Source organism: Thermomonas sp., from assembly GCF_025993755.1.
Lineage (GTDB): Bacteria > Pseudomonadota > Gammaproteobacteria > Xanthomonadales > Xanthomonadaceae > Thermomonas.
In genome coordinates this window covers 12,784-28,108 of sequence record NZ_JAMQHN010000151.1, presented here as the reverse complement: position 1 = coordinate 28,108, position 15,325 = coordinate 12,784, and the positions used below count along the sequence as shown (strand labels likewise).

Annotated in this window: 15 protein-coding genes and 1 pseudogene; 4 read left to right on the top strand and 12 right to left on the bottom strand. The window is 66.7% G+C overall.

Features of this window, described 5'->3' with window-relative positions; translation table 11 throughout:
- Positions 1-25: 25 nt before the first annotated feature.
- The 3 genes and pseudogenes from metG to Q0X16_RS11110 form a co-directional block, all read right to left on the bottom strand.
- Positions 26-1,381, bottom strand: a pseudogene (metG, locus tag Q0X16_RS11120) (methionine--tRNA ligase); the annotation flags it as partial.
- A 90-nt stretch (positions 1,382-1,471) separates the two neighbouring features.
- On the bottom strand, positions 1,472-1,900 hold the full coding sequence (locus Q0X16_RS11115) for a DUF2147 domain-containing protein (RefSeq protein WP_297834285.1): 429 nt from the start codon (positions 1,898-1,900) through the stop codon (positions 1,472-1,474).
- A 155-nt stretch (positions 1,901-2,055) separates the two neighbouring features.
- Positions 2,056-2,487: a DUF2147 domain-containing protein gene (locus tag Q0X16_RS11110; protein ID WP_297834283.1), complete on the bottom strand. Its 432-nt coding sequence runs from the start codon at positions 2,485-2,487 to the stop codon at positions 2,056-2,058.
- 198 nt (positions 2,488-2,685) lie between these two features.
- On the opposite strand from Q0X16_RS11110, the gene apbC reads away from it, so the two are divergent.
- Positions 2,686-3,531 carry an iron-sulfur cluster carrier protein ApbC gene (gene apbC, locus Q0X16_RS11105; RefSeq protein ID WP_297834281.1) on the top strand — a complete coding sequence of 282 codons (846 nt, stop codon included), beginning with the start codon at positions 2,686-2,688 and terminating at the stop codon, positions 3,529-3,531.
- A gap of 82 nt (positions 3,532-3,613) precedes the next feature.
- Positions 3,614-4,186: a dCTP deaminase gene (dcd, locus tag Q0X16_RS11100; RefSeq protein ID WP_297834279.1), complete on the top strand. Its 573-nt coding sequence runs from the start codon at positions 3,614-3,616 to the stop codon at positions 4,184-4,186.
- On the opposite strand, the gene Q0X16_RS11095 is transcribed toward dcd, so the two are convergent.
- From Q0X16_RS11095 to Q0X16_RS11085, 3 genes are all read right to left on the bottom strand, one after another.
- Positions 4,156-5,430: a TIGR03862 family flavoprotein gene (locus Q0X16_RS11095; RefSeq protein ID WP_297834277.1), complete on the bottom strand. Its 1,275-nt coding sequence runs from the start codon at positions 5,428-5,430 to the stop codon at positions 4,156-4,158. The two genes, dcd and Q0X16_RS11095, sit on opposite strands and share 31 nt — an antisense overlap.
- Positions 5,431-5,526: 96 nt before the next feature.
- Positions 5,527-5,934, bottom strand: coding sequence for an HIT family protein (locus Q0X16_RS11090; protein WP_297834275.1), 408 nt, complete (start codon positions 5,932-5,934; stop codon positions 5,527-5,529).
- Entirely contained in the window at positions 5,931-6,596 is a 666-nt protein-coding gene (locus Q0X16_RS11085) for a dienelactone hydrolase family protein (RefSeq protein WP_297834272.1), read from the bottom strand. Before Q0X16_RS11085 ends, Q0X16_RS11090 begins: the two co-directional genes overlap by 4 nt.
- Before the next feature lie 89 nt (positions 6,597-6,685).
- On the opposite strand from Q0X16_RS11085, the gene rimO reads away from it, so the two are divergent.
- Complete coding sequence (gene rimO, locus Q0X16_RS11080) at positions 6,686-8,032, top strand: 30S ribosomal protein S12 methylthiotransferase RimO (protein ID WP_297834269.1); 1,347 nt, start codon at positions 6,686-6,688, stop codon at positions 8,030-8,032.
- A 71-nt stretch (positions 8,033-8,103) separates the two neighbouring features.
- On the opposite strand, the gene greB is transcribed toward rimO, so the two are convergent.
- Genes greB through Q0X16_RS11060 form a run of 4 tightly spaced genes read right to left on the bottom strand, consistent with a single transcriptional unit; the run spans position 8,104 to position 11,993 of the window.
- Positions 8,104-8,610 (bottom strand): transcription elongation factor GreB, encoded by a 507-nt coding sequence (gene greB / locus Q0X16_RS11075; protein WP_297834266.1) that lies wholly within the window; start codon positions 8,608-8,610, stop codon positions 8,104-8,106.
- Positions 8,607-9,878: a hypothetical protein gene (locus Q0X16_RS11070; RefSeq protein ID WP_297834263.1), complete on the bottom strand. Its 1,272-nt coding sequence runs from the start codon at positions 9,876-9,878 to the stop codon at positions 8,607-8,609. The genes greB and Q0X16_RS11070 overlap by 4 nt, the downstream gene beginning before the upstream one ends.
- Before the next feature lie 57 nt (positions 9,879-9,935).
- Complete coding sequence (locus tag Q0X16_RS11065; protein WP_297834260.1) at positions 9,936-10,439, bottom strand: copper resistance protein NlpE N-terminal domain-containing protein; 504 nt, start codon at positions 10,437-10,439, stop codon at positions 9,936-9,938.
- A 42-nt stretch (positions 10,440-10,481) separates the two neighbouring features.
- Positions 10,482-11,993, bottom strand: a complete 1,512-nt coding sequence (locus Q0X16_RS11060) for a helicase HerA-like domain-containing protein (protein WP_297834258.1) — start codon at positions 11,991-11,993, stop codon at positions 10,482-10,484.
- Positions 11,994-12,160: 167 nt separating this feature from the next.
- Here Q0X16_RS11060 and Q0X16_RS11055 point away from each other — a divergent pair, with 167 nt between their 5' ends.
- A complete protein-coding gene (locus Q0X16_RS11055) occupies positions 12,161-13,705 on the top strand; it encodes a transglycosylase SLT domain-containing protein (protein ID WP_297834256.1) in 1,545 nt (514 codons plus the stop codon).
- Positions 13,706-13,761: 56 nt separating this feature from the next.
- On the opposite strand, the gene asd is transcribed toward Q0X16_RS11055, so the two are convergent.
- Positions 13,762-14,604: an archaetidylserine decarboxylase gene (gene asd / locus Q0X16_RS11050; protein ID WP_297834294.1), complete on the bottom strand. Its 843-nt coding sequence runs from the start codon at positions 14,602-14,604 to the stop codon at positions 13,762-13,764.
- On the bottom strand, positions 14,604-15,248 hold the full coding sequence (locus tag Q0X16_RS11045; protein ID WP_297834253.1) for an SCO family protein: 645 nt from the start codon (positions 15,246-15,248) through the stop codon (positions 14,604-14,606). Before Q0X16_RS11045 ends, asd begins: the two co-directional genes overlap by 1 nt.
- Positions 15,249-15,325: the final 77 nt, after the last annotated feature.

Below are 15,325 nucleotides of genomic sequence, written 5' to 3'. Positions count from 1 at the left end.
CCCAGGTCTTGTGGTCGTCGAGTTACGTGTTGGCCTCGTCGGTCAGCTCCATGTTCTGGCGGATGGCGCTGGCCGGATCGTTGGCCTCGTAGGCGGCGCGGACGCCGTCCAGCGCCGCCACGAAGTGGGCGTACTGGTCGGGATCGGGCAGCGCGGCGGCCAGTCGGCCGGCGAAGCGCTTGCCGATGAAGCCGGCGCAGCGGCTGGCGAGGTTCACGAACTTGCCGACCAGATCGCTGTTCACCCGCGCCACGAAGTCGGACAGGTTGAGGTCGAGGTCGTCCACGCCACCGGAGGACTTGGCGGCGAAGTAGTAGCGCAGCGCCTCGGGATCCAGGCCGGCGTCGAGGTAGGTGCGGGCCATGATGAAGGTGCCGCGCGACTTGCTCATCTTCGCGCCGTCCACGGTCAGGTAGCCGTTGACGTGCAGGCGCGTGGGCGCGCGCAGGCCGGCGCCGTGCAGCACGGCGGGCCAGAACAGGCCGTGGAAGTTGACGATGTCCTTGCCGATGAAGTGGTGCAACTCGGCCTGCGAGTCGGCGCGCAGGAAGCTGTCGTAGTCCGTGCCGCTTTCGTTGCAATGGTTGCGGAAGCTGGACAGGTAGCCGATCGGCGCATCCAGCCAGACGTAGAAGTACTTCCCGGGCGCGCCGGGAATCTCGAAGCCGAAGTAGGGCGCATCGCGCGAGATGTCCCAGGCGCGCAGGCCGCCGTCGGCGTCCAGCCATTCCATCAGCTTGGCCTTCACCCCCGGCAGCGCGGTGTCCTGCGCCAGCCACTGGCGCAGGAAGGCTTCGAAGCGGCCGACTTCGAAGAAGAAGTGTTCGGAGTCGCGGATTTCGGGCGTGGCGCCGGAGACCGCCGACGTCGGGTCGATCAGGTCGGTGGGGCTGTAGGCGGCGCCGCAGACTTCGCAGTTGTCGCCGTACTGGTCGGGCGACTTGCAGTTGGGGCAGGTGCCCTTGACGTAGCGGTCGGGCAGGAACATGCCCTTGGCCGGGTCGTAGAACTGCGCCACGCTGCGGCGGGCAATGTGGCCACCCGCTTCCAATCGGGCGTAGATCTGCTCGGTGATCTCGCGGTTGCGGGCCGAGTGGGTGGAGTCGTAGTGATCGAAGGCCACGCCGAAGGCGGCGAAGTCTCGTTCGTGACTGTCCTGGATCTTCGCGATGAACGCCTCTGGCGTCACCCCGGCCTTTTCCGCCGCCAGCATGATCGGCGTGCCGTGGGTGTCGTCGGCGCAGACGTAGTGCACGGTGTCGCCGCGCATGCGCCGCGCCCGCACCCAGATGTCGGCCTGGATGTAGCCGACCAGATGGCCCAGGTGCAGCGGGCCGTTGGCGTAGGGGAGAGCGTTGGTGACGAGGGCGGAGCGGGACATGGCATGTTTGTGCAAGCGAAAGCGCGGATTGTCGCACGCACAGGGTCCGCGGTCAGTGCGCGCGCCGTTCACGGCCTCCCGGCCGGCGCCTCACTCCCGGATCCAGATTTGCTGCCGGCACAGGAAATAGATGCAGCCGGACATGGCCAGTCGCTGTCCGCCGCCCTGCAATTCCAGTTTGGCCTTGTAGTCCTTGCCGTTTTCCGGATCGAGCACGCGCCCGTGCGTCCAGCGCAACTGGCCGTCCGGCTTCAATCCCCAGAGGATGACCATGCCGCGGATGGGCCTGTTCCGGTTGGGGCCTTCGCATTCGGTGCACAGCGGATCCGGGCCGTCCTTCAGGTCGAGGATTTCAACCACCCGACCCGCCAGCGTGCCGTCGTTGGCCTGATAGATCTCGACCAGCGACTTGGGCTTGCCGGTGGCGTCGTCGATGGTTTTCCAGCGGCCGACGGGCGAGTTCTGCGCCTGTGCGAGGGTCGCCGCGGATAACAAGGTTGCGGCGAACAGGAACGACATCGCTCGTCCTGGAATCCATCCTGAAATCAGCTGCACCGAAGACCTCCGCTTGGATTCACATGCCGATGCCAAGGCATGTTAACCGGGCTTGGTTGCCGAAGGTAGCTGGCGGAAGGCATGAGCGGCCGTCAGGCCGCCCATGCCGTGGATGTCGCTCAGTCGACGCGAACCCAGGTCGCCGTCTTGCAGATGAAGGCCACGCAGCCCTTGACTTCGAGCTTGCGGCCGCCGTCGACCAGTCGAACCGACTTGGCCTTGAAATTGCGGTCGTCCGAAGGCTTGTAGCCGTTGCCGTTGCCCCAGGTGCCGTTGCCGGTGGGGGTGAGGTTCCACAGCGTGACAATGCCGACGAAGGGCTTGTTCTTGTATTTGCCGCTGCAGCCGGTGCAGGTGGCCGGCAGACCGAGGTTCTCGGTGATTCGCGCGGCCAGGGTGCCGTTCTGTGCCTCGTAGATTTCCGTGACCGTCATCGGCTTGCCGGTCTCGTCGTCCAGCGTCCGCCAATGGCCGATCGGCGAGGAAAGATTCTGTGCGCTTGCGCCGAACGCAAACGAGGTGAGCACCGCTGCCAAGATCATGTTGCGCATCTGCCTTCTCCCTCCACGGATAATACGGGACGCGGCGCGCCCCTGCCTTCGCTTTATACCCCATTCGGCGAGGTATGGAAGCGGTCGGCGGGCGCCGTTCAGCCTCTGGTGTACTTGGCCGCAGCTTGATCCAGATCGTCGGCCTCCATTGCGACAGGCGCTAGACTGGCAAGCTCCGACCTGGTTTTCATTGTCTTCATGTCGCGTCTGCCTTCCCACGCCGTCCAGGGCGAGCTCAAACCGCTGCCCAATGCCCACAACGTCATCGCGATCGGCTCCGGCAAGGGCGGGGTCGGCAAATCGACGATCGCGGTGAATCTGGCGCTGGCGCTGGCGGCCGAAGGCCTGAAGATCGGTGTGCTGGACGCCGACATCTACGGCCCGAGCGTTCCGACCATGCTCGGCCTGTCCGGCAAGCCCGACAGTCCGGACGGCAAGACCATCGAGCCGATGCGGGCCTACGGCATCGAGGCGATGTCGATCGGCTTCCTGGTCGGCGACGACACGCCGATGATCTGGCGCGGGCCGATGGTGACCCAGGCGCTTACCCAGCTGCTGCGCGATACCCGCTGGGGCGACCTCGACATCCTCGTGGTCGATCTGCCGCCGGGCACCGGCGACATCCAGCTGACCATGGCCCAGCGCATCCCGGTGGCCGGCGCGGTGGTGGTGACGACGCCGCAGGAAGTGGCGACGATGGACGCGCGCAAGGCGCTGAAGATGTTCGAGAAGGTCGAGATCCCGGTGCTCGGGCTGGTCGAGAACATGGCCGCGCACGTCTGCTCCCATTGCGGCCACGTCGAGCACATCTTCGGCAAGGGCGGCGCCGAGTGGATGTCCGGCCAGTACGGCGTGCCGGTGCTGGGTTCCCTGCCGCTGGAAGTCGCGATCCGCGAACACGGCGACGCCGGTACCCCGATTGTCGTCGCCGAGCCGCAGTCGGCTGCGGCCAAGGCTTACCGTGCGGCCGCGAAGGCGTTGCTGGAGCGGCTGAAGGCGCGTCCCAAGGTCCGCACCGGGATCATGGCCTCGCTGATGAAGTGAGCGGGCGTTCGAACGGCATCGACCGCGATTCCGGCTGCGCCCGCCCGCTACAATTGCGCTCCAAACGCCACTGGAACGACGCATGAGCATCAAAAGCGACCGCTGGATCCGCCGCATGGCCGAGCAGCACGGCATGATCGAGCCGTACGAGGCGGGCCAGGTCAAGCAGGCCGATGGCCAGCGGATCGTCAGCTACGGCACCTCCAGCTACGGCTACGACGTGCGCTGCGCGCGCGAGTTCAAGGTGTTCACCAACATCAACGCCACCATCGTCGACCCCAAGCACTTCGATCCCAAGAGCTTCGTCGACGTGGTCGGCGACGAGTGCATCATCCCACCCAATTCGTTCGCGCTGGCGCGTACCGTCGAATACTTCCGCATCCCGCGCGACACGCTGGTGGTGTGCCTGGGCAAGAGCACCTACGCGCGCTGCGGGATCATCGGGAATGTGACGCCGCTGGAGCCGGAGTGGGAAGGTCACGTCACCCTGGAGTTTTCCAACACCACGCCGCTGCCCGCACGCATCTACGCCGGCGAGGGCGTCGCGCAGATGTTGTTCTTCCAGTCCGATGCCGACGACGTGTGCGAGACCTCGTACAAGGATCGCGGCGGCAAGTACCAAGGTCAGACCGGGGTGACGCTGCCGCGCACCTGAGCGCGATTCCCGTCGAGCCATGCCGCCGCGCCGCGTCCGGCGCGCAGGCCGCTGGCGAAACAGGCGGTCAGCAGGTAGCCGCCGGTGGGCGCCTCCCAGTCCAGCATTTCGCCGGCGCAGAACACGCCCGGTATCGCGTGCAGCATGAGCATCGAATCCAGGGCCTCCAGCCGCACCCCGCCTGCGCAGGAGATGGCTTCCGCCATCGGCCTTGCGCTGCGCAACGGCAGCGGCAGGCGCTTGATCGCGGCGGCCAGTCGCGGCATGTCCTGCAGAATGGGCTTGTCCAGAAGTTCGAACAGCAGTGCCGCCTTGGCGCCCTCGATGCCGGCATGCCGGCGCAAATGCTCGGCAAGGCTGCGGCCGTTGCGCGGCCTGGAAAGATCGCGCACGAGCCGCTCGACATCGCGGCCCGGGGCGAGGTCCAGCTGCGGCGTCGTCGCACCGTCGCGTGACAGTGCATCACGCAGGTCGGCGCTGATGGCGTAAATCAGGCTGCCTTCGAGTCCCGTGGCCGTCAGCACGCATTCGCCCTGCAAGGCGTGTTCCACGCCGACGGCGTCGCGCCAATGCGCGACGACCGGCTTCAGCGGCGCGCCGGCGTGCTTGCTCGTCAGGTGTGGACTCCAGCCGATATCGAAACCGCAGTTGGCCGGAGCCAGCGGCGCGAGGTCGACACCGCGTGCCGCCAGCGTCTGCGCCCAGGCGCCATCGGAGCCGAGTTGCGGCCAACTGCCGCCCCCCAGCGCCAGCACCACCGCGTCGGCATCGAAGTGGAGTGCGCCGGCGGGAGTGTCGAAGTGCAACCGCCCATCCGCAGTCCAGCCCAGCCAGCGATGCAGCACGTGCATCTGCACGCCGGAATCCTTCAGCCGGCGCACCCAGCCGCGCAACAGCGGCGCGGCCTTGCGGTCGATCGGAAAGACGCGGCCTGAACTGCCGACATAGGTGTCGATGCCCAGACCGCGCGCCCATTCGCGCAGCGCATCGGCGTCGAAATCGTCCAGCCAGGTACCGACGTCGCCGGCCCGTTGCCGATAGCGCGCATCGAAGCCGGGTCGAGGTTCGGAGTGGGTCAGGTTCAGCCCGCCCTTGCCGGCGATCAGGAACTTGCGTCCGACCGAACCCTTGGCCTCGAACACATGCACCTCGATTCCCTGGGCCCGCGCTGCTTCCGCAGCCATCAGGCCGGCGGGGCCGCCGCCGATCACGGCGAGTCTGGGCGGAGCGATGGAGGTTGGCATCGGCACATGATGCCGCGCATGCGTTCGCCAATGGCAAAGAGCAACGGCACTTTCGGCGTCAGCAACAGAGGCATCCGGCTATCGGCCTTGACACAATCATCCCAATGCTTGTGCCAATGCCCGGACGCGCTCGACCAGATCTTCCGGCGCGTACGGGCGGGCGTCCGCCGCGCCCCAGACCGGGCGCGGCCAGGCGATGTCGGTGCGAAAGCGCGCGATCACGTGGATGTGCAATTGCGGCACCAGATTGCCCAGCGCGGCGACGTTGAGTTTGTCGGGCCGGAACAGTTTCTTCAGTGCGCGCGAGGCGAGCGCGATCTCGGCACCCAGCATGGCGCGCTGGGAGGACGTGAGGTCGAGGATCTCGACCGCGTCGACGACCTTGGGCACCAGAACCAGCCAGGGATGGTTGGCGTCGTCAATCAGCCGCACTTCGCACAATGGCAGGTCGGCGACGGGAACCGTGTCGTCGGCGAGGCGAAGATCCAGTTGCCAGATGTTCATGACAGGTGCTCCGTGAAGAAGTCGAGGCTCCGTCGCCAGGCCAGCGCGGCGGCCTCGGGCTGGTAGGGCGGATCCGGATCGCGGTTGAAGGCATGGTCGGCGTGTTCGTACACGAACACCTGCGCCTGCGGCTGTTTTTGCCGGTGCTGCGCGATCGCCTCTTCCGGGATGGCGGAGTCCAGCGCGCCGAAGTGGAACATCAGCGGGGCGCCGGCCTTCTCGTCCAGCCAGGGCAGGTTGCGGGTGGCGTAATAGCTGACGGCAGGAAGTCCGAGCTGGGTATTGGCCAGCAGCGCCACCGTGCCCCCCCAGCTGAAGCCGACGACGCCGACCGAGTGGCCAAAGCCTGCCAGAAAGTCGGTCGCGGCCTCGGTGACATCGACGCCGCAGTCCAGACCGAGCCGGTCGACGATGGCGCGGCCGCGGTTGGAACCGGCCCGATCCGTGGGCAGGACCAACCCGGGTTCGACCAGGTCGAAGTAGGCCGGGGCCAGGGCGATGAAACCCGCCTGCGCCAAACGCTCGCAGAGGTTCTGGTAGTGGGGCAGCAGGCCGTAGATTTCGTGCGCCACGACGATTGCGCCGCGCGGCTCGGCTTCCGGCTTGGCCAACCAGGCCCGCACGGTGCCGCAGGAGGTGAACAGTGTGTGCCAGTCGCCCATCGATGCCTCCCTCGGAATGCTTCGGCGCGCGATCCGGGCGCCCGCGACCACGCAACGTATAATCTCGCACCTTTTCGAGTCGCGTTGTCATGCCACTGTCGCAACCCAAAATCGCCAGCCCCAAGGTCGGTTTCGTCAGCCTCGGCTGCCCCAAGGCGCTGGTGGATTCAGAGCGCATCCTCACCCAGCTCAAGGTGGAAGGCTACGACCTGGTGCAGACCTACGACGATGCCGATGTGGTGGTGGTCAACACCTGCGGCTTCATCGACAGCGCCGTGGCCGAATCGTTGGACACCATTGGCGAGGCGATGGCCGAGAACGGCAAGGTCATCGTGACGGGCTGTCTTGGCAAGCGCGCCGACTTGATCCGCGAGGCCCATCCGGGCGTGCTGTCCATCAGTGGCCCGCAGGACTACGCCAGCGTTATGGAAGCCGTGCACACGGCGCTGCCGCCAAAGCACGATCCGTTCCTGAATCTGTTGCCGGACTACGGCCTGAAGCTGACCCCGCATCATTTCGCCTACGTGAAAATTTCCGAAGGCTGCAACCATCGCTGCACCTTCTGCATCATCCCCTCGATGCGCGGCAACCTGGTCAGCCGGCCGGTGGATGAGGTGCTGCGCGAAGCCGAAAAGCTGGTGCGCGGCGGTGTGAAGGAATTGCTGGTGGTCTCGCAGGACACCAGCGCTTATGGCGCAGACATGAAATATGCACCCAGGCTGTGGCGCACCGGCATGTACGAAACCCGGATGAAGGCACTGTGCGAGGGACTTTCGGAACTGGGCGTGTGGACGCGCCTGCACTACGTCTATCCGTATCCGCACGTGGACGACGTGATTCCGCTGATGGCGGACGGCAGGATCCTGCCGTATCTGGACATCCCCTTCCAGCACGCCAGTCCGCGCATCCTGAAATTGATGAAGCGTCCCGGCGCGGTGGAAAAAACGCTGGAGCGCATTCACAACTGGCGTGACATCTGTCCCGAGCTGACCATCCGAAGCACCTTCATCGTTGGCTTCCCCGGCGAGACCGAGCAGGAGTTCGAGACGCTGCTGGACTTTCTCGACGAGGCCCAACTCGACCGCGTCGGCGCGTTCGCCTATTCGCCCGTCACGGGCGCAAAGGCCAACGATCTGCCCGACCCGGTGCCGGAAGAGGTGAAGCAGGAGCGACTGGCGCGTTTCATGGAGCGGCAGGCCGGGATTTCCGCCGCCAGGCTGGAGGCCAAGGTCGGCACGGTGCAGACCTGCCTGGTCGATGCCATCGACGGTGAACTGGCCATTGCCCGCTCCAGGGCCGACGCTCCGGAAATCGATGGCCTGGTGCAGATCCAGGATGGCCGCGAAGCCGGTCTGCGCCCCGGCGAGTTCGTGCAGGTGCGCATCATGGGCAGCGACGAGCACGATCTCTACGGCGAGGTCGAGTACAACGCCTGACCGCGCATCTCCTTGCGGGAGCGCCCCATGGGCGCGATTCCGGGATGGAGGGTCGCGGGCAGGACCCACTGCTACAAGGCGTCGTAGCGAATCTCGTTGACGACGAAACGCACCGGCCCGCCCGGCAACATTGCTTCGAATTCGTCGTCCACGCGTTTTTTCAGCATGGCGCGCGCCAGCGGAGCGTCGATGCTGATCCAGCCGAGCCCGGCGTCGGTCTCGTCCGGGCCGACGATGCGATAGCGGTGGCATTCGCCGCTGGAAAGGTTTTCCAGTTCGACCCGGGCGCCGAAGAACACCGCCCCGGGATCGCTGGGGACGGTTTCGACCACGCGCAGGACTTCCAGTCGTTTGCTCAGGTAGCGCACGCGGCGGTCGATTTCCCCGAGTTGCTTCTTGCGGTAGATGTACTCGGCATTCTCGGAACGGTCGCCCTCGGCCGCGGCCGCCGCCAGCGCCTTGACCACCTCGGGCCGGCGCACCCGCCACAGCTCGTCCATCTCGGCCTTCAGCCGCGCATGGCCCGCGGGCGTGATCAGCGCGGTGCTCTTTTCCGGCGGTGGCCGCCAGCGGCTCATGCGTCCGGTTCCACGGGTTGCAACCGCGCGATGGCTGCGTCGAGTTCGGCGATTCCCGCCTCGTTGCGGCAGGTGGCGCGGGTGGTTTGGAGCACCGAGAGCGCAGCGGTTGATTCGCCGAATCGATCCTGCAGCAACTGCGCGGCTTGCAGGGCCCAGCCTGTGGCGTCTGGATGGCGCGGGTCGGCGCGCAGGAGTGCCTGCATTGCATCGACGGCCAGACGGGATTGGCCAAGCTCCAGCGCGCGGCGCACCAATCCTTCGCGGAGTTCGGGATCGAGACGCGAAAAATGCGGATTGGCGTCCAGCGCCTCGCGCAGCGCCCCAAGCGCCAGTCGATCCTGTTTGCTTTGCGCCAACATTGCGATGTAGAGGCCGGCGTGTGCGTCGAGCGCTTCGCTGTCGCCGGCCTCGCGCAGCAGTTGCCGATAGCGTTCGTGCACGGCAGGCGCCAGCGGGCGTTCCCGCAGTTCGTCGCGCAGCAGCGCGATCGCCCCGGCGGGATCGCCGTGGGAGGCGTGGATGCTCACCTGATCCAGCAAGGCCCTGTCGCGGTCCTGCGGTGTGGGCAGCGCGTTGGCGTGTCTGGATGGCGTGTAGCCCAGCGCGTCGTGGTATTGGTACATTGCCAGTCCCAGCAGGTGGAAACTGGCGAACAGTCCCCAGAAAAACAGCGCGTCGATCCACAGTGACGCCAGGAAACCGGGCAGGTTGGACGCCAGCGACGCGCTGGCCAGCACCACGGCGATCTGGATCAGCAGCAGCGCTGCCGCGACGACGAAATAGGCTGCACCGATGCGATCGATCATGCGTACGGCGTTGGCCGGGTTCAACGCGGTGAACAGCCCGTCGCCGGTGGCCAGCAGTGCCGTCACCGCGGGCTGGATGAAGGTGAACAACGCCAGCGCCAGCACCCCGGCAGCGGGGATGCCTGCGAAAAACGCCAGCTTGACGCCGATCGAGAGTGCCAGAAGGACGCCCAGTAGCCGCCAGACCGCGCCGTTTTGCGCTTCGATGGACACCTCCGGCGGACGGTCATCGCCGTTGGCGGTGCGCAGCAGGATCTCGAAGGCGTATTTGTAGCCCGCGAAGTAGACGATGATGGAAAAGATCCACCCGGAACTGGGCAGCCAGCCCAGCATGCCCAGAACGGTCAGCAGGATCAGCGTGACCAGCGCCGCGCCGCGCAGCGGGTACAGGGCGATCGCGCCGGGGCGTCGCCAGAACGGCACCGGCTGCGAATGCATCGGGAGCGGTGCTTGCGGCATGGCGTGTTTCCGGTTCCGGCGTGGCGGCCCTCGGCGCCGGTGGGCGAAATGCGCGAATCAGCGTTCGCGGGTCAGCACTTCGGGCGCGACGTCGCGTGCCAGCGGCGTGCCGTCTTCGTCCAGCCGCTTCAAGGTGTTGCCAGACGAAACGCCCCAGACCAAGCTGCCTTCGTCTCGGCGCACCGGGTCGAGGCGAAGTCGGGTGCCGCCTTCTTCCGACACCCAGTGCCCGTTGCTGCCCGGATTGGGGGCCGGGCGTTCGATGGTGTAGTTGCCATCGGCGGAAAGCGTCAGCGTGGAATTGTCCCCATCGCAGCCCGCGCAGGGAATCGAGCCTTTGTATTTGCCGGCAAAAGTGGAAGGCGGCGGTTCCTTGGTCGGTGCGTCGTTTGGATCGATGCGCAGCTGCGGCGCTTGCGGCGCCTGGATTCCTCTCAGATCGTCGCCCGCTTCGCGAGCTTCCTGCAGCAGGGAATCCTGGTCGCTGGTCGGCTTGCTGCAGCCGGCGATGGCGAGAACCGCAAGCGTGAGTAGGGTGGCTTGGGAAATCCGGCGGATCATGGATGGCTCCTGATGGAAAACTGAAGTGGACGGGACTCTCGCTCAGCGCTTGCCGCCGAACATGCCGCCGAAAATGCCGCGCAGGATCTGGCGGCCGATCTGATTGCCGACCGTACGGGCAGTCTGCTTGCCCATGGTTTCGATCATGCCCTGGCGCCGCTTCGTGCCGAAGAGCGCGTCCTTGACCGCGGAGCCGAAGCCATGTTCGTTCGGGTCTTCCTTGTCGGCGGTCTTGGCTGCCGGTGCCTGCGCCTGCTCGGCCTTGGTCTCCGCCCGTTTGGCGAGCATTTCGGCCGCAGACTCGCGATCGACCGGGGTGTCGTATTTTCCGCCAACGGGTGAATTTGCGCGCACCTGCGCGCGCTCGGCCTCGGTGATCGCGCCCATCCGGCAGCGCGGCGGCGCGATCAGGGTGCGCTCGACCGGCATCGGCACGCCCTTGTCGAGCAGCATCGACGCCAGCGCTTCGCCAACCCCGAGTTGGCCGATGGTCTGGGCCACGTCCAGTGCCGGATTGGCGACGAAGGTTTCGGCCGCCGTCCTGACCGCCTTCTGATCGCGCGGCGTGAAGGCGCGCAGCGCGTGCTGGACGCGGTTGCCGAGCTGGCCCAGCACGTTGGCCGGCACGTCGTCGGGGAACTGCGAGCAAAAGTACACGCCCACGCCCTTGGAGCGGATCAGCCGCACCACCTGCTCGATGCGCTGCTGCAGCGCCGGCGGGGCGTCGTTGAACAGCAGATGCGCCTCGTCGAACACGAAGACCAGCTTGGGCTTTTCCAGATCGCCCACTTCCGGAAGGGTCTCGAACAGCTCCGACAGCAGCCACAGCAGGAAGCTGGAATACAGTCGCGGCTTGAGGATCAACTGGTCGGCGGCGAGGATGTTGACGACGCCGCGACCGTCGTAGGTGGTCCGCATCAACTCGGCGAGTTCCAGCGCCGGTTCGCCGAAGAACATCTCGGCCCCGTCCTGCGACAACCGCAGCAAGGCGCGCTGGATGGCGGCGATCGACTGCGTGCTTACCAGTCCGTAGGAGGTGCTGATGTCCTGCCGCTCGGTGGCGATCAGGTTCAGCAGCGCACGGAAATCGTCCAGGTCGAGCAGCAGCAGGCCGCGGTCGTCGGCCAACTTGAACAGGATGTCCAACACGCCGGATTGGGTGTCGTTCAGTTCGAGGATGCGGGCCAGCAGCGTCGGCCCCATCTCGCTGACCGTGGTGCGTACCGGATGCCCGGCCTTGCCCCACAGGTCCCAGAACACCACCGGCGCCGCTTCGTTCCGGTAATCCTTGATGCCGATCCGCTCGAGGCGCTGCTGGAGCTTCTCGCTGGTCGTTCCGGGCACCGCCAGTCCGGACACATCGCCCTTGACGTCGGCCATGAACACCGGCACGCCGATCCGCGAGAATCCTTCGGCCAGCGTCATCAGGGTGACGGTCTTGCCGGTGCCTGTCGCACCCGCGACCAGTCCGTGGCGGTTGCCGTAGCCCGGCAGCAGCACGACGGGGCCGCTGGTGTCCGTGGTGATGGCCTTGCCTACGAGGATGGGATCCATGTCCGATGTGTGTTCCTTGCGTGAGACTCCGGATTCTAATGCGATCCACCGGCGGTCTGGGCGTTGTTCGGAATCAGGCTGAACGGTGAATGGGGATTGCTCTGGCGGCAGGTTGCCCTGACGCGTGGCGGGCGGATACCCTGAGAATTCCATCGAAACGATGCTGGATGATGACGCCACGCACCTTCTGCGCCGCCCTGTTCCTGTCGATCCCGCTGATTGCGGCGATCGTTCCGTCCACCGCAAATGCGATCTCGCGCCGCGATCAGGAATCCATCAATCAATTGCGGCAGCGCATGGACGCGGCGGAAAGGCGCTACCGCGATGCACAGGCGATGGAGGATGAGGATGCAGGCGCCAAGGCGGCGCAACAGGCGCTTGCCGACATGCAGGCCGTGGTGGCCGATTGCGCGAAACAGAAGGGCTGCGAGGTCGCGGCGATGCTGGAAGCCTACGAGCGCCTGCTCAAGGCCAGCGCTGAGGTCGATGCCGACGACGAATCCGACGGCGATCCGATCGACGCGACAGAGCTGGGCGACACCGATGTTCCTGACGAGGCCAGCGCCAACGTGCTGCTGAGCGAGGAAGGCAAGCGTTTCGTTCGGATGGTGCAATTCAATCCAGCGGTGCAGGCCGGCATCCGCCGTTGGCTGACCGACATGCGGCCGTCGCTGATGGACAGCTACGAGAACTACCGCTACATGCAGCATCTGATGTCGCCCGCGTTCCGCCGCCGCGGTCTGCCCGAAGCACTGCTGTTCGGGATCATGGCCAAGGAATCCAACGGCAAGGTGCACGTGGGTTCGCGCGCGGGCGCGGTGGGGCCGCTGCAGTTCATGCCGGCCACCGGACGGCGATTCGGGCTGGGCGACGACGGCAGCGGTTTCGACACCCGCTACGATCCGCGCGCGTCCGCGGACGCTGCGGCGGAATACCTGTCGGAGCGAATGGCCCAGCTCAACAACAGCATCGAGCTCTCGCTGGCGGGCTACAACGGCGGCGAGGGCCGCGCGCTGAGGGTGTTCCAGAGCACCGGCGGGCGCAGCTTCTGGGATTCCGATGTCTACAACCAGTTCCCGGCCGAAACCAAGGACTATGTGCCGATGGTGATCGCCGCCGCCTGGCTGTTCCTGCATCCCAAGGACTACGGGATCCGCTGGCCGCGCGTGAGCGTGCGGCCGTCGACGCTGCAGCTGGCGCGGCCGGCTTCGCTGTACGAGCTGACGATCTGCCTCGGCAACTATGGTTCGCGCGACGGCTACCTGCGCGCCTTGCGCAACCTCAACCCACGCTGGTCTCCGGCCACCACGCTGCCGGCGGGGACCACGCTGAACACCACCACCCGCATCAACTGGCTGTATGCGTTGCATTGCCGCAGCGGCCGCCGGGTCGAGATGGCGAGTGCGCTGGTGGCCAGTGACGTCAATTCCGCGATCGTCAGGGTCGGGGATCCGGTTCCGTATTCCAGCCAGGCTTCGGGTACGGCTTCCGCGCCCGGTGCCACCGCCCCTGCCGCCGCCCAGCAGGCGTCGGCCAGAGCGGCTGCCCCGAAACCGAAAAAATACAAGGTCAGACGCGGCGACAGCCTGCAGGGAATTTCCAGCCGATTCGGCTGCGACCTGGGCGCGCTGGCGCGCGCAAACCGGGTGAAGGCGCCCGGATACCTGATCCGTCCCGGCCAGACGTTGGTGCTCAAGGGCTGCGACGGATGAACAGTGCGGTAGTCGCGCCGCAGTGACCCGCCGTGGCAAGTCGGGGGCGTGAGGGTTCAGTCCAGCAGCGCCAGCCGCTGGCCGAGGCGCACCGGCGTTTCCGCCGCAAGTTCCGGAGCGAGCGTCGCCACGCCCTTGGGCAGCAGCACGATGACGGTACTGCCGTAGTTGAAGCGCGCCATCTCCTCGCCGCGCGCCAGCGTGATGCTCCGGCCGCGCCAGTCCTTGCGGGTGACGGCATCGGCATAGGCCGGGATTTCCACGCCGCTCCACGTCGTTTCGACGCCCGACACCAGCAGCGCGCCGACCATCACCTGCACCATCGGCCCGAAGTCGGTGTCGAAATGGCAAACCAGGCGCTCGTTGCGGGCGAACACGCGCGGCACCGAGGCCACCGCGTCGGGGCCGACCGAGAACAGCCGGCCGGGGACGTGCACGGTCTCGCGCAGGGTGGCACCCCACGGCATGTGCACGCGGTGGTAGTCGCGCGGCGACAGGTAGACGGTGGCGAACACGCCGTCCTTGAAGGGTTCGGCATCGGCCTCGCTTCCCAGCAGTTCGGCGGCGGTGAACTCACGCCCCTTGGCCTGGAAGATGCGGCCATCGACGATCGGTCCGCACTGGCTGATGCGACCGTCGGCCGGCATCAACAGGGCGCGCGGATCGGGATCGAACGGACGCACGCCGGGCCTGAGGGCGCGGGTGAAGAAGGCGTTGAAGGTCGGATAGGCGGTCGGGTCGGGCTGTTCGGCCTCGGCCAGATCGACGCCGAAGCGGCACACCACCGCATCGATCAGTCGCTGCTTGAGCCAGGGATTGCGCGACCAGGCGAGCCGGCGCGCCAGCGCGGACAGTGCGCGGTGCGGCAGGACGTAGGTGAGAGCAGTGACGATGCGCATCATCGTTCGGTGGCTTTGGGGGACAGTGCCGCAAGGTCGTCGGCGATGCCCTTGATGTCGAACGGCGGCTGCGCCACACCGGCCATGCGCGCCTGCGGGTCGAGCAGCACCAAGGCGGCGGAGTGGTCGATGGCGTAGTCGGGGCCGCCCTCGGGATCCGGGGATTTCATGAACACCAGCGACAGCGCGCGGGCGAATTTTTCCAGTTCCGGTATCGGGGCGGTCGCCGCCAGCGAATCGGGATGGAAGGCGCGGGCGTAACGAGCCACCCGTTCGGGCGTGTCGCGCTCGGGATCGGCGGAGACGAACAGCACCCGCGGTCGGCTGGCCTCGGGCAGGGACGACCACTGTTTCTGCGCCGCCGACAGCTGCGCCAGCGTGGTCGGGCACACGTCCGGACAATGGGTGTAGCCGAGGAACACCACCGTCCAGTGGCCCTTCAACGTGTCCGGCGTCAGCGGCGCCCCGTTGGCCTGCTGCAGTGAAAACCTCGGCAGGACCCGCGGCGTCGGCAGCAGGGTGATGGCCTGCGGGGCGGGCAGGGTCGGCCGGGGCGGCGCCTGGAAGGCGAATCGCGACGCAAGCAGGCCGAGCGCTCCGGCGGCCATGACGATCAAGAGAAGAACGGCGGTGCGCTTCGACATGCGGCAGGCGGCATCCGGGAAAGGACGGAAATGAGGGAATTGAAACGGCGTGGATGGCGATGATAACCGCGCCCGCT